The sequence below is a fragment of the Tepidiphilus succinatimandens genome (genome assembly GCF_006503695.1).
Lineage (GTDB): Bacteria > Pseudomonadota > Gammaproteobacteria > Burkholderiales > Rhodocyclaceae > Tepidiphilus > Tepidiphilus succinatimandens.
Genome location: NZ_SBIK01000001.1, coordinates 295,273 through 309,394 on the forward strand (window position 1 = coordinate 295,273; position 14,122 = coordinate 309,394).

Here is a 14,122-nt window from a genome sequence, read left to right on the forward strand (position 1 = left end):
CAGGGCGTGAGATCGACCCCTCACTCCACCGTCACGCTCTTGGCGAGATTGCGCGGCTTGTCCACGTCGGTCCCTTTGACGAGCGCCACGTGGTAGGCCAGCAGCTGCAGCGGCACCACGTGGAGGATGGGGGCGAGCATGGCGTCGTGCGAGGGCACGACGATGGCGTGCACGCCCTCTTCTCCGCCCACACCGCTGCCATCTTCGGCGAAGACGAAGAGTTCGGCGCCGCGGGCGCGCACTTCCTGCAGGTTGGACTTGAGCTTCTCCAGCAGGTCGTCGCGCGGAGCCACCGCCACCACGGGCATCTCGCGGTCTACGAGCGCGAGCGGCCCGTGCTTGAGCTCGCCGGCCGGGTAGCCCTCGGCGTGAATGTAGCTGATCTCCTTGAGCTTGAGCGCGCCTTCGAGGGCGATGGGCCAGTGCGTGCCGCGCCCGAGGAAGAGCGCGTGCTGGCGTTCGGCGAAGCGCTGCGCCCATTGCTCGATCTGGGGTTCGAGTTGCAGCACGCGCCCGAGCGCCGCCGGCAGGCGCCGCAGCGCATCCAACCGGTTCGCTTCCACCGCCTCGGGCAGCCGTCCGCGTTGCTTGGCGAGCGTGAGCGCAAGGAGCGCGAGCGCCGTGAGCTGGGTGGTAAAAGCCTTGGTCGAGGCCACGCCGATCTCGGGGCCGGCGCGGGTGAGAAAGGCGAGCCTGGCCGTGCGCACGATGGCCGATTCGGGGACGTTGCAGATCGCCAGCGTCTGCGTCATTCCCCGGCCCTGGGCGTGGCGCAAGGCGGCGAGCGTGTCGGCGGTCTCGCCGGATTGGGAGATCGCCACCACCAGCGTCTTCGCATCCGGCACCGAGACGCGGTAGCGGTATTCGCTGGCGATCTCCACCGTGGTGGGTAGGCCCGCATATTCTTCCAGCCAGTAGCGCCCGACCATGCCGGCGTGGAAACTCGTGCCGCAGCCGAGGATCAGCACCCGGTCGATGGCGGCGAAGGTCTTCTCGGCCTCGGGGCCGAAGAGCGCCGGGGTGAGCCGCGCCCCGCCGGCCACGGCTTCCAGGGTGTCGGCCACCGCCTCGGGCTGCTCGAAGATTTCCTTCTGCATGTAGTGCCGGTAGCCGGCGAGCTGCACCGCGTCGGCCGTGACGTGAGTGAGCCGCACCGGCCGCTCCACCGTTTCACCCGATTCGTCGACGATCTGCACCCCCTCGAGCGTGAGCCGGGCGCAGTCGCCCTCTTCCAGATAGACCACGCGGCGCGTCTGCGCCACCAAGGCCGAGACGTCGGAAGCGGCATAGACGCCCTCTTCGCCCAAGCCCAGCACGAGGGGGGAACCGCGCCGGGCCGCAACCACTTCGCCCGGTGAGGTCTCGTCGATCACGGCGATGGCAAACGCCCCTTCGAGCTCGCGCATCGCCGCCTGTACCGCGGCAAAGAGCGGCGCGCCGGCCCGGCGCTTGCTCGCCACGAGGTGCGCGATCACCTCGGTGTCGGTCTCGGAAGTGAAGACGTAGCCTTCGGCTTCGAGGCGCGCGCGCAGGGCGGCGAAATTCTCGATGATGCCGTTGTGCACCACCGCCACCGTCCCCGAGACGTGGGGGTGCGCGTTGCGCTCGGAAGGCGCCCCGTGCGTGGCCCAGCGGGTATGGGCGATGCCTACCTGCCCGTCCAGCCCTTCTTCGGCCACCAGCCGGCGCAGCTGGGCCACCCGCCCCTGTACCCGGGCGCGGGCGATTCGGCCTTCACCGTCGATCAGCGCCAGTCCCGCCGAGTCGTAGCCCCGATACTCCAGGTGCGCCAGCCCGTCGAGCAGGATGTCCACCACCGAAGCGCGGCCGATGGCCGCGACGATTCCACACATCGTGCTACTCCTTTTTCTTGGTCGGCCGTTGCCAGCCGGAAAGGGTGCGCTGCGGCGCCCGGGAGACGGTGAGCGCCTCGGGTGGCGCGTCGCGCGTGAGCGTCGTGCCCGCGCCGAGCGTCGCGCCGCGCCCCACCCGCACGGGGGCGACGAGTTGGGTGTCGCTGCCGATGAAGGCGTCGTCCTCAATCACCGTGCGGTGCTTGTTCGCCCCGTCGTAGTTGCAGGTGATGGTGCCCGCGCCGATGTTGACGCGCGCTCCGATCTCGGCATCCCCCAGATAGGCCAGATGATTCGCCTTCGTCTCCGGCCCGAGGGAGGAATTCTTCACTTCGACGAAATTCCCTACATGCACGCCCTGCGCCAGCCGGGTACCGGGGCGCAGGCGCGCGTAGGGGCCGACCACCGCCTGCGGGCCGATTTCAGCGCCTTCTAGGTGGGAAAAAGCTCGGATCTCGGCCCCATCGCCCACCGTGCAGTCGGAAAGCACGCAGTAAGGGCCCACCCGCACCCCGTCGGCGAGCACCACGCGGCCGGAGAAGACGCAGCCGACGTCGATCGTCACGTCCAGGCCGCACTCGAGCGTGCCGCGCACCTCGAGCCGCGCCGGATCGAGCAGCGTCACCCCGGCGCGCAGGAGCCGCTCGGCCTCGCGCCGCTGATAGAGGCGTTCGAGCTCGGCCAGTTGCGCCTTGTCGTTCACGCCGGCCACTTCCGTCGCATCCTCGGCCTCCACGCCGATCACCGGCACGCCGTCGCGCACTGCCGCGGCGACGACGTCGGTGAGATAGTACTCGCCCTGGGCGTTGGCGTTGGTAAGCGCCTCGAGCCAGGCGGGAAGACGCGCGGCCGGCAGGGCCATCACGCCGGTGTTGATCTCGTCGATCGAGCGCACGTTCGCATCGGCGTCTTTCTCCTCGACGATGGCGCAAATGCGCCCGCTCGCGTCGCGCACGATGCGCCCGTAGCCGCTCGGATCGGGTAGCCGCGCCGTCAGGAGCGCCAGCGCCTTGCCCCCCTCGGACGCCTCCAGCAAGCGGGCAAGCGTCTGCGGCCGCAATAGCGGCACGTCGCCGTAGAGCACGAGCACCACGTCTTCTTGGCTAAGGCAAGGCAGCGCCATGCGCAGCGCGTGCCCCGTGCCCAATTGGGGGTGCTGTTCCACCCACACGAGATCGCCCTGCGCCGCAAACGCCTCGCGAACCTGTCCCGCCTCGTGCCCGACGACGACGAGCAGACGCCGCGGATCGAGGCTTCGGGCCGTGTCGAGCACGTGGGCGAGCAAGGGACGGCCGGCGAGCGGTTGCAGCACCTTGGGCAGGCGCGAGCGCATGCGCGTGCCCTTGCCGGCGGCCAGGATCACCACGTCCATCGTCTTCCTTCCGCACCGAAAAAAGGAATTATCGCGTAGACCCCGCTGCGAGCGGACGGGATGAACGTTTACGAACGTTACGCACCAGCCTGTTCATTCTGCCTATACCACCTATAATGGTGCAGAGCAAAAAACGGAGCCACGTAAATGACCTCGCTTGCCACGGAAACCATCGAGAATCATCCGTTCGACGAAATCCAGATCGGCCAGACGGCACAGATGACGCGCACGCTGCGCCCCCAGGACATTCCGCTCTTCGCCGCCATCTCCGGCGACGTCAACCCGACCCACCTCGACCCCGAATTCGCCAAGCAAGGGCCCACGCATGAAGTGGTCGGCCATTCCATGTGGGGCGGAGCGCTCTTCTCGGCCATCCTCGGCAACCAGCTCCCCGGCCCCGGCACCGTCTATGTGCGCCAGGACCTGCGTTTCCATCGCCCCATCGCCGTGGGGGATACCCTCACCGCCAGCGTCACCGTCAAGGAGAAGCACGCGGAAGATCGCCGTGTCGTCTTCGAATGCCTGGCCGTCAATCAAGACGGGCTCAAGGTGATCGACGGCATCGCCGAGGTCATCGCCCCGGCGGAGAAGATCCGCTGCGCCAAACTCCATCTGCCCGAGATTTCGGTCACCGACAAGGAATTGCGCTACCGCCAGATCATGTCTCGGGTGAAAGGTCTCGAACCGATTACCGTGGCCGTGGCGCACCCCTGCGACGAACCCTCGCTGGGCGGCGCGCTCGAGGCGATGCAGGCCGGCATCATCCGCCCCATCCTCGTCGGGCCCAAGGCGAAGATCCTCGCCGCGGCGCAGGCGCTGGGCGCCGATCTCTCCGGGTTGCAGATCGTCGACACGCCGCACTCGCACGCCTCGGCCGAAGTCGCCGTGCAGCTGTGCCGCGAGGGCAAGGCCGAAGCCCTCATGAAAGGATCGCTGCACACCGACGAGCTCATGTCGGCCGTCGTGGACAAGGAGAAGGGGCTACGCACCGCGCGGCGCATCAGCCACGTCTTCCTCGCCGACGTGCCCACCTATCCCCGGCCGCTGATGATCACCGACGCCGCCGTCAACATCGAGCCCACGCTGGAAGAAAAAGTCGACATCGTGCAGAACGCCATCGACCTCGCCCATGCGCTGGGTATCGCCGAGCCGAAAGTCGCCATCCTCTCGGCGGTGGAGACCGTCACCTCGAAGATCCGCTCGACGATCGACGCCGCCGCCCTGTGCAAGATGGCCGACCGTGGGCAGATCAAGGGGGGGCTGCTCGACGGGCCGCTCGCCTTCGACAACGCCGTCTCGCAGGTCGCCGCCCGCATCAAGGGCATCCGCTCGGCGGTAGCGGGCAATGCAGACATCCTCGTCGTGCCCGACCTGGAAGCCGGCAACATGGTGGCCAAGCAGCTCGAATACCTCGCCAATGCCCTGATGGCTGGCATCGTGCTGGGAGCCAAGGTCCCCATCGTGCTCACCAGCCGCGCCGACACGCCCGAGACGCGCGCCGCTTCCTGCGCCGTGGCCCAGGTGCTCGCCCATGCCAAGCGCACCACCGGCCTTCCCTCCTGACCGACTCCGAGGTATTCCATGCGACGTCCTGCCCTTCTCACACTCAACGCCGGATCGAGCAGCGTCAAATTCTCTCTCTTTCTCGTCGAGGATGACACCATCGTCGAAACGCCCCACGTATGGGGTCAGATCGACGGCATCGGCACGGCCCATCCCCGCTGGCGGGTGCGCCGCGGCAAAAACCCCAGCGAAACGGTCGCGCTTTCTCTGACAGGCTCGCTCGACCAGCAACATGAAGACGCGTTCACCCACCTCGTCGACTGGCTAAGCACCCACGTCGACGACGTGAAGATCCTCGCCACGGGGCATCGCATCGTCCACGGCGGAGCGCGCTTCCACGAACCCGTGCGGCTCACGCCCGAAATGGTCACGGAGCTGGAGCAACTCGTACCGCTCGCCCCGCTGCACCAGCCGCACAACCTGCGCCCGATCAAACGCATGCTCGAACGACGCGCCGATTGGGTCCAGGTCGGCTGCTTCGACACGGCCTTCCACACCACCCAGCCAAAACTCGCCCAGATGTTTCCTCTACCGCGAAAGCTCTTCGACGAGGGCATACGGCGCTACGGCTTTCACGGCCTGTCCTACGATTACGTCAGCCGTCGCCTGCCCGAAGTCCTGGGCCCCGAGCGTGCCAAGGGACGGGTGATCATTGCCCACCTGGGCAACGGCGCCTCGCTGTGCGCCCTGCGCGAAGGCAAGAGCGTGGCCACCACCATGGGATTCACCACCATCGACGGGCTGATGATGGGCACGCGCAGCGGCAGCATCGATCCCGGCCTCGTGCTGCACCTCATCGAATACGGCGGCATGAGCGTCACCCAGGTCGATCACATGCTCTACAAGGAATCGGGGCTGCTGGGCGTATCCGGCATCAGCCAGGACATGCGGGAGCTGCTCGCGAGCGACGATCCGCACGCCAGGGAAGCGGTCGAGCTCTTCTGCTACCGCCTGGTACGCGAGATCGGGTCGCTCGCGGCCGCCCTCGGCGGGCTCGACGCGCTCGTCTTCACTGCCGGCATCGGCGAGCATGCCGCGCCGGTGCGCGCGCGCGTGATCGAACGGCTCGACTGGCTCGGCGCCGTGCTCGATCCCCAGGCGAACGAGCGTACCGCCGGCATCGCCGGGCGCATCGACGCGCCGGATAGCCGCGTGGCCCTTGCCGTGGTACCCACCAACGAAGAAGCGATGATCGCGCGCTATACCCTGGAAGTCCTGCGGCGGGAAGGCTCTGCTACAATCGCCGCCAATCCTCCAGCCGCCGATGCGAACCGATGAAAGCCAGCCACGCCCACCTCGTCACGCTCAAGGAAGCCCCGGCCGATGCCGAGATCGTCAGCCAGAAACTCATGATCCGCGCCGGCATGATCCGGCGCATCGCCGCCGGTATCTATACCTGGCTCCCCTTGGGCTTGCGCAGCCTGCGCAAGGTCGAAGCCATCGTGCGCGAAGAGATGAACCGTGCCGGCGCCGTCGAGGTGCTCCTGCCGGTGGTGCAACCGGCGGAGCTGTGGCAGGAATCGGGGCGTTGGGAACACTACGGTCCGGAGCTGCTGCGCTTCAAGGACCGGCACCAGCGCGACTTCGTGCTCGGCCCCACGCACGAAGAGGTCATCACCGAGCTCGTGCGCCGCGACGTCAAGAGCTACCGCCAGCTGCCGCGGCACTTCTACCAGATCCAGACCAAGTTCCGCGACGAGATCCGCCCGCGCTTCGGCGTGATGCGCGCGCGCGAATTCATCATGAAAGACGGTTACTCGTTTCATGCCGATTTCACCGATCTCGAGCGCGAATACCGCAACATGTACGACACCTACACGCGGATCTTCACCCGGCTCGGGCTGAAGTTCCGTGCCGTGGCGGCCGACACGGGTTCCATCGGCGGCACCGGCTCGCACGAATTCCACGTCATCGCCGACACCGGCGAAGACGACATCGCCTATTGCCCCGCCTCCGACTACGCGGCCAACGTGGAGCTCGCCGAAGCCCTGCCCCCGCCCGGACCTCGCCCCGAGCCGCGCGAGCCGCTCGTCAAGGTGCACACCCCCGGCGTCAAGACCATCGCCGATCTGGTCGATTTCCTCAAAATTCCCGTCGAGCGCACCGTCAAGGCGATCGTCGTCGAAGGGGAAGACGGCGCCCCGGTGCTGCTGCTCCTGCGCGGCGACCATGAACTCAACGAGATCAAGGCGCAGAAACTTCCGGGCATCAAGAATCCGCTCACCTTCGCCGAAGAAACCGCCATCCGCGCCGCCTTCGGCGCCGGGCCGGGGTCGCTCGGGCCCATCGGCTTCACCGGCCGCGTCATCGCCGACCGCACCGTGGCCAAGATGGCCGACTTCGTGGTCGGAGCCAACGAGGACGAGCACCACTACACCGGCGCCAACCTCGGCCGCGACTTCCCCGAACCGGAAGTGACCGATCTGCGCAACGTCGTCGCCGGCGACCCTTCGCCCGACGGCAAAGGCACGCTCGAGATCTGCCGCGGCATCGAAGTGGGGCACATCTTCCAGCTGCGCACGAAGTACTCCGAGGCGATGCACTGTACCTTCCTCGACGCCGAAGGGCGTGAGCGCCCGATGGAGATGGGCTGCTACGGCATCGGCGTCTCCCGCATCCTGGGCGCGGCGATCGAACAGAACCACGACGAGCGCGGCATCCTCTGGCCTGCGGCCATCGCCCCCTTCGAAGTCGTCATCTGCCCCATCGGCGCGGCCAAATCCCCCATGGTGGCGGAAGCGGCCGAAGCGATCTACCGCGACTGTCTCGCTGCCGGCCTCGACGTCGTGCTCGACGATCGCAACGAACGTCCCGGCGCCATGTTCGCCGACTGGGAACTCGTCGGCGTGCCCTGGCGGGTGGTGGTGAGCGAGCGAGGGCTCGCCGCGGGTCGCTACGAAGTACAGCACCGCCGCGAACGCGAGGCACGCACGCTCCCCATCGGCGACGTCGTGGCCGAACTCGCCGCCGCGATCAGCGCCGAGAAAAGACCGCTGGGGTGATTTCGGGACGAGTTCGGTTACGCCGAATGGGTCGCGCCAAGGCCCGAGCCATTGGGTGAAAGTATTTGGCAAGAATCCGGTGCCCATGATGCAGCCGCCGTCTCACCCGCGCTTTTTCTCCCGGTCCGCGGCCAGATTCCTGCTCGCGGCGGCGCTCCTGCTCGCCGCGCTCGCCCCCGTCACGACGCAGGCAGGCGCCCAGATCTACGAACCGCTCGCCGACAGCGTGCGCGAGGCGCTCTCGGCCATCGTCGCCGACGCTCCCGTCGCCCCCGAGCGCATCCGCCGCGATCCGCTTGCCGCGCGCTGGATCGATGCGCAAAGCGAGCGGCTCGCCCGCCGCGTTCCCGACCCGGCCGAGCGCGAGGAGCTGCTCGCCACCGTCTACTACGAATCCGCCCGCGCCGGGCTCGACCCGGAGCTGGTGCTCGGCCTCATCGAGGTGGAGAGCGGTTTTCGCAAATACGCCGTCTCCACGGCCGGAGCGCGCGGCTACATGCAGGTGATGCCCTTCTGGGTCGGGCTCATCGGCATGCCCCAGCACAACCTCTTCCACCTGCGCACCAACCTACGCTACGGCTGCACCATCCTGCGCCATTACCTCGACATCGAAAAGGGCGATCTCTACCGCGCGCTGGGGCGCTACAACGGCAGCCTGGGGCGACCCGAGTACCCCAACGCGGTGCTGGCGACCTGGCGCAAGTACCGCCAGCCCGAGCTCAGCCCTGCGTCCCTCCGACGGTGATGCCCTCCACGCGCAGCGTCGGCTGACCCACCCCCACCGGCACGCTCTGCCCGTCCTTGCCGCAGGTGCCGATGCCCAGATCCAGCGCGAGATCGGTGCCGATCATCGAGACGCGCTGCATCACCTCGGGGCCGCTGCCGATCAAGGTCGCCCCCTTGATGGGGTAGCACACTTTCCCGTCTTCCACCCAGTAGGCTTCCGACATGGAAAAGACGAACTTGCCGGAAGTGATGTCGACCTGTCCGCCGCCGAAATTGACCGCGTAGATGCCGCGCTCGACGGAAGCGAGGATTTCCTCGGGGTCGTGCGATCCCGCGAGCATGTAGGTGTTCGTCATTCGTGGCATCGGCCCGTAGGCGTAGGACTCGCGCCGCCCGTTGCCGGTGGGCTTCATGCCCATCAACCGGGCGTTGAGGCGATCCTGCATGTAGCCCACGAGGATGCCATCCTCGATGAGCACGGTCGGCTGGGTGGGTGTGCCCTCGTCGTCGAGGGTGAGCGAGCCGCGGCGCAGCGGCAAGGTCCCATCGTCGACCACCGTCACACCCGGAGCGGCCACCCGCTCGCCGATCCGCCCGCTATAGGCCGAAGTCCCCTTGCGGTTGAAATCCCCTTCCAGGCCGTGCCCCACCGCCTCGTGCAGCAGCACGCCCGGCCAGCCGGGTCCGAGCACCACGGTGAAGACGCCAGCCGGGGCCGGCCGCGCCTCCAGGTTCACCCGCGCCTGATGCACCGCCTCACGGGCAAGGCGCTCGAGCGCCGCCTCGTCGAAGGCGGTAAGGCCATAGCGCCCGCCCATGCCGCTCGAGCCGCTCTCGCGCCGCCCGTCCTGCGACAGGATGACGGTGAGCGACAGACGCACGAGCGGACGCAAGTCGGCGGCAAGCAGCCCGTCGCTGCGGGCGACGAGCACCGTCTCCCACGAAGCGGCGAGCCCCGCCATCACCTGCTCGACGCGGGCATCCAGGGCGCGCGCCTTCGCTTCCAGCCGCTCCAGCAGCCGCACCTTCTCCGGCGCGGGCAGGGTTCCCACCGGATCGACGGCCGGGTAGCGCGCCGGCGGCAACGCGCCGCGGCGCAGGTCCACCCGCCGCGCCTGTCCGAGCGCGGCGACCGCACGCACCGTGCGCGCCGCCTCCAGGAGCGAGGCCGGTCGCAGGTCGTCGGTATAAGCGAGCGCCTGTTTGTCCCCGGCGATCGCCCGCACCCCCACGCCCTGCTCGATGGAGAAGGCGCCGGACTTCACGATCCCCTCTTCGAGGGACCAGCTCTCCACGTGGCGCAGCTGGAAATACACGTCCGCCTCATCCACGGCGTGGGTCTGCACCTGTGACAAGGTCGAAGACACGTCCTCCAGCCTCAATCCATTGGCCGCGAGCAACCGCTCTTCGGCCAGCGCCAGCGCGTCGACCTTTGCTTCCTTCACCTCCGCCATTTCCTTCATGCGTACACTCTCCTGATGAATGATCCTTCCCGTCGGTGCTGCCACGCCGGCAGCCTCGCGCGGACCTCGTCGAGTCGCTCGCGCCGCAGCGTTCCCTGCACCACGCCTTCCCCTTCGGGCAGACTGGCGAGCACCTCGCCCCATGGATCGACGAAGAGCGAATCCCCCCAGGTGCGCCGTCCCGCCTCGTGCCGTCCCCCTTGCGCCGCGGCGAGCACATAGCATTGATTCTCGATCGCCCGGGCGCGCAGCAGCACCTCCCAGTGCGCCCGGCCCGTGGTCCAGGTGAAGGCCGCCGGCAGCACGATGAGGTCCACGAGCCCCATGGCGCGATAGAGTTCCGGAAAACGCAGGTCGTAGCAGATGGACAGCCCCACCGTCCAGCCTTCGATGTCGACGGTGACCACCGCCTCGCCCGGCTCGATCGTCTCTCCCTCGTCGTAGACTTCCTCACCGTGGCGCAGGCCGAAGAGATGGATCTTGTCGTAGCGCGCCACGCAGCGCCCGTCCGGAGCATGGACGAGGCAGGCATTGCGCACCTTGTCGGGCACGTCCGCTTCCAGCGGCACCGTTCCGCCCACGATCCATAGCCCCAGGCGCGCCGCCTGCCGCGCCAGCCAATCCTGGATCGGCCCGGCGCCGAAGCGCTCGCGCAGGCGTACTTTCTCACGCGCATCGGCTGAAATGATGGCGAAATACTCTGGCAGCACCGCGAGCCTCGCACCGCTGTCTACGGCCAGCTCCAGCAGCCGTTCGGCAGTGGCCAGATTGTCCGCCACGCGCGGCGTCGACACCATCTGCAGCGCCGCGGCGCGCAAGGACGGGCGTTCCTTCTCCTTGTCCATCACTTCCCTCCCTCTCCTTCCACCGGAACGGGTTCCAGGGGTTTGACCTCGGGCTCCGACCATGGGCCCGTCACATGAAACCGCCGCCCCAAGATCCGCCCGAAAGGATCGCCCAGAAGCTTCTGCCCGATGAACGCCACCGCCCCGGCGAGCGGATTGGCGATGCCCACGGCCACCGCCGTGCTGTCCGACAACTGGGGCACCACCGTCACGTCCAGCTCTTGCGTCTGCTTGCGCAAATCCACCATGCCGACCATCTCCACCGTCGCGCTCGGCGCCGAGATGCGCAGGTTTCCCGTCGTCAGGTAGCCATCGTTGAGGGCAAAGCCCCCGTACAGGCGATCGAAGGCCATCCCCTTGGCAAACACGTCACCAAAATCGAGCAACAAACGCCGCGGCAGGCTCTGCAGGCTCAAGATCCCCAGCAAGCGCCCCACCCCAGGCTCGATCTCCTCGAACCGCCCGTTGACGATCTCGATCTCCCCTCGTCCGGCCACCTTGTAGAGATCGAAACCGAGCGGCGAACCCGGCCAGCGCCACTGGGCCGTCACCTGCCCCTTTCCTCCCTTGAGCCCGGCGGTATCGAACCAATGCCGCACCGTCTTGCCCGCATCCTCGATCGTCATCTTCGTGGCAAACTCGGTCTGCGGCCGCTCGCCATCGCGCCACACACCGCTCGCGTCGATGCGAAACACCGCCGGCACCTCCAGCGTGAGCGCATCGAGCGACCATCTTCCCGGCGCGAGGCTCGCGCGCAGCGCCAATGCCCCCAGCCAGCGTTCGCCCAAGCCGAAGCGATCGACCGTGAGATCGAAGGCCGGCAGGCGCCCTTCCTGCGGGGCTTGCCCCCCCTCTTCCGCCTCCGGCATCATCAGCTTCGCGAACCGCCCTTCGACGCGCTCGGCCCCCTCCCTGCCCAAGGTCACGCGCACGTTCCCCTGGGCTTCGTCGGCGGTCAGTGCCAGCGACCAGACGGGCCCCTTGCTCTCGCCCTGCACGTGCACGCGATGCCAATGCCGCCCAAGGAAACGGGCCGCCGCCGCATCCACCTGCAGTGCGGCAAACGCCGTTCCCCCTCCCCCATCGCCGATGTCATCGGTCACGGCCAGCCAACGATCCAGGTCGAGCTCGGAGGCGGCAAGTTGCAGCATGCCGCCCTTGCGCGGTGCCGGCGGCGCATCCACCGCTCCCACCGCCGCCGCCCAGGCGCCGTCGCGCGCGCGCACGAAACGCAGGCGATCGTCGAGCTGCGCTTTTACTTCCATGCCTACAGGCAAAAACTTGAACTCCGCCCGGCTCGGCCAGCGCACCCCGGCAGGTTTGTCCAGGGGCGGCGGCAGGTCCGAGCCCATGCCCGTGAGATCGGAGGTGAGCACCAGCGCCGGCCCATCCCTGGCGAAGCTCATCGTCCCGCTCACCGCCGTCGAACCGGACAGGGGCAGTTTCCCGAATACGGCCGAGAGCTGCGCTGCCGAGAACGATCCCTGCAAGGCGAGCTTCGGCGGATCGCCCCCCAGCCATTTCGCCGTCACCGGCGCATCCCACCATTTGCCCGCGGCCTGCGCCGAGCGCACGCCCTGCCCGTCGAACACTACCTCGCCGCGAATCTGCTCGATCGGCCAGCCCGTCACCTGCGCCGGGATCCGTCCCTCGGAGAACGTCAGCGACCCGCTCACCCCCGAAGCGAGATCGCCAGCGAAGGGCATCGTCAGCCCCAGGCGCAGCGCCGTCTTCGCCTCCAGCTGCACCGCCTGCAGAGCCGAGAGCGGCAAATCTTGGCGCAAAGGACTGGCGGCGGCATAGCGCAGAAACGCCGACCACGGCCCCTCGGCTTCGCCCGTCAGCGTCAGCACCGGAATCTCGGCGTCGAACGCAGGAATGAAGGCGTGGATCGGCCCGAACCGCACCCCTTGGGCGTGCGCCTGGGCCACCTCGATCGCCACCGCTCCCCGATCGAAGGTCACCACCCCCTTCACCTGCTCGAATTCCGGCCACTGCGGCGCAAAGCGCAGCGTCACCCCTTCGAGCGGCAGGCGCAGCCAGAACTCCCCGCCGTTGCCGCGGAAGGGAAACTCGGCGAGCGGCCCGCGCAGGCGAAACTCCACCGCCGAGAGCTTGCCGGCCACCAAGGCATCGCGCAGCCATCCCTGCAGCCGCGGTCCCACCGCGCCGCCCGGCAGATAGCGCACCAAGCGATCGAGCGCCACCTCGTCGAGCGAACCTTGCAGATCGGCCACGTCGCCCGCACGCGCCAGGCGGTAACGCCCCGATACCCGCGCGGTGAAATCCTCGGTGCGCAGCCGCCCTTCCTCCAGCGTCAGGTCGTAGCCGTTGCCGTCGTACGCCCAACGCCCCTGGATCACGCCCTCGGGTACCGCCACCGTCTCGAGCCGCGGCCACACCGCCGGCCAGCTCATCGCCCCTTGCGCGACCGACAGCGCGAATTCGCCCCCCGCGCGATCCCCTGCGATGCGCCCGCTCACGCCGCGCACGCCAAAGGAATCTCCCACCGCCGCCCAGCCCACTTTTTCCAGGGTGAGGTCGAACGACTGCAGGTTCTGGCCACCCAAGACCACGACGCCGGAGGCCGATCCTTCGGGGCGCAGGCCCGCCGCCTGCGGCCACCACAGCGCAAGCGACTCGCCGCCGATCTCCTTCAGGTCGAAATGCGCCTCCACCCGCCCCAGGCGTGAACCGGAAAGCAGCACCGACGCATGCCGCACCGCCCCAGGCGCCTCGCCCTCGAACCCCGCCTGCCAGCCCCACACCCCTAGCGCCAGCGCCAGCGACCCACGGGCGTGCGCCTCCTGGCCGTCGCGCCGCCACGCGAGCCGCGCTTCGCCCACTTCGACGCTCACCCCCGTCGGCAAACCCGACGCTGGCGCAGCGCCCCCAGCCTGCAGCCGCTGCTTCAGCGCCGCCGCATCGTCCACCCGCACCTGCGCCGCCGGCACGAGGATCTGCACCACCCCCTTGCCGCTGCGCCACGCCTCCCACCCTCCGCCCAGGGTCACCTGCACGAGCGGCAGCGAGGCCTCGGCCCCGTCGGTATGAACCTGCACGTCGTTCGCCACCGCTACCGGCCACCAGCCGTTCCATTGCCCTTCCAGACGGCCGACCGAGACCTGCATCCCGCTACGCGCCGAAAGCTCGCGCACCAGCGCCTCGCGCCAGCGGTCGAGCTCCGGCCACAGCCAGAACCGCAACGCCGCAAGCAGCATCACCATCAGCACCGCCGCGACGCCTACGAGCATCGCCGCCGCGATCCCTAGCCTGCGCACTCCCGTTGCGATCCTCA

9 protein-coding genes are annotated in these 14,122 nt (G+C 68.5%); 4 read left to right on the forward strand and 5 right to left on the reverse strand.

The genetic code is table 11. The features are described from left to right. Positions 1–20: 20 nt before the first annotated feature. Both glmS and glmU read right to left on the reverse strand, forming a co-directional pair. Complete coding sequence (gene glmS, locus EPD82_RS01585) at positions 21–1,853, reverse strand: glutamine--fructose-6-phosphate transaminase (isomerizing) (protein ID WP_141054641.1); 1,833 nt, start codon at positions 1,851–1,853, stop codon at positions 21–23. Positions 1,854–1,857: 4 nt separating this feature from the next. Then, positions 1,858–3,225 carry a bifunctional UDP-N-acetylglucosamine diphosphorylase/glucosamine-1-phosphate N-acetyltransferase GlmU gene (gene glmU, locus EPD82_RS01590; protein WP_141054644.1) on the reverse strand — a complete coding sequence of 456 codons (1,368 nt, stop codon included), beginning with the start codon at positions 3,223–3,225 and terminating at the stop codon, positions 1,858–1,860. A gap of 147 nt (positions 3,226–3,372) precedes the next feature. Here glmU and EPD82_RS01595 point away from each other — a divergent pair, with 147 nt between their 5' ends. The 4 genes from EPD82_RS01595 (at position 3,373) to EPD82_RS01610 (ending at position 8,535) form a co-directional block, all read left to right on the forward strand. Beyond that, positions 3,373–4,788: a bifunctional enoyl-CoA hydratase/phosphate acetyltransferase gene (locus EPD82_RS01595; protein ID WP_141054647.1), complete on the forward strand. Its 1,416-nt coding sequence runs from the start codon at positions 3,373–3,375 to the stop codon at positions 4,786–4,788. An 18-nt stretch (positions 4,789–4,806) separates the two neighbouring features. Further along, positions 4,807–6,066 carry an acetate/propionate family kinase gene (locus EPD82_RS01600; RefSeq protein ID WP_141054650.1) on the forward strand — a complete coding sequence of 420 codons (1,260 nt, stop codon included), beginning with the start codon at positions 4,807–4,809 and terminating at the stop codon, positions 6,064–6,066. Next, the gene (locus tag EPD82_RS01605; protein ID WP_141054655.1) at positions 6,063–7,790 is read left to right on the forward strand and encodes a proline--tRNA ligase; all 1,728 of its coding nucleotides are present in this window, start codon (positions 6,063–6,065) and stop codon (positions 7,788–7,790) included. The genes EPD82_RS01600 and EPD82_RS01605 overlap by 4 nt, the downstream gene beginning before the upstream one ends. Before the next feature lie 88 nt (positions 7,791–7,878). Next, the gene (locus tag EPD82_RS01610) at positions 7,879–8,535 is read left to right on the forward strand and encodes a lytic transglycosylase domain-containing protein (protein WP_141054861.1); all 657 of its coding nucleotides are present in this window, start codon (positions 7,879–7,881) and stop codon (positions 8,533–8,535) included. On the opposite strand, the gene tldD is transcribed toward EPD82_RS01610, so the two are convergent. The 3 genes from tldD to EPD82_RS01625 are packed head-to-tail and all read right to left on the reverse strand — an operon-like array spanning position 8,510 to position 14,078. Next, on the reverse strand, positions 8,510–9,970 hold the full coding sequence (gene tldD / locus EPD82_RS01615) for a metalloprotease TldD (protein ID WP_141054858.1): 1,461 nt from the start codon (positions 9,968–9,970) through the stop codon (positions 8,510–8,512). The genes EPD82_RS01610 and tldD overlap by 26 nt on opposite strands. Positions 9,971–9,975: 5 nt before the next feature. Further along, complete coding sequence (locus tag EPD82_RS01620) at positions 9,976–10,827, reverse strand: carbon-nitrogen hydrolase family protein (protein ID WP_408646096.1); 852 nt, start codon at positions 10,825–10,827, stop codon at positions 9,976–9,978. Then, positions 10,824–14,078, reverse strand: a complete 3,255-nt coding sequence (locus tag EPD82_RS01625) for a YhdP family phospholipid transporter (protein WP_141054658.1) — start codon at positions 14,076–14,078, stop codon at positions 10,824–10,826. Before EPD82_RS01625 ends, EPD82_RS01620 begins: the two co-directional genes overlap by 4 nt. Positions 14,079–14,122: the final 44 nt, after the last annotated feature.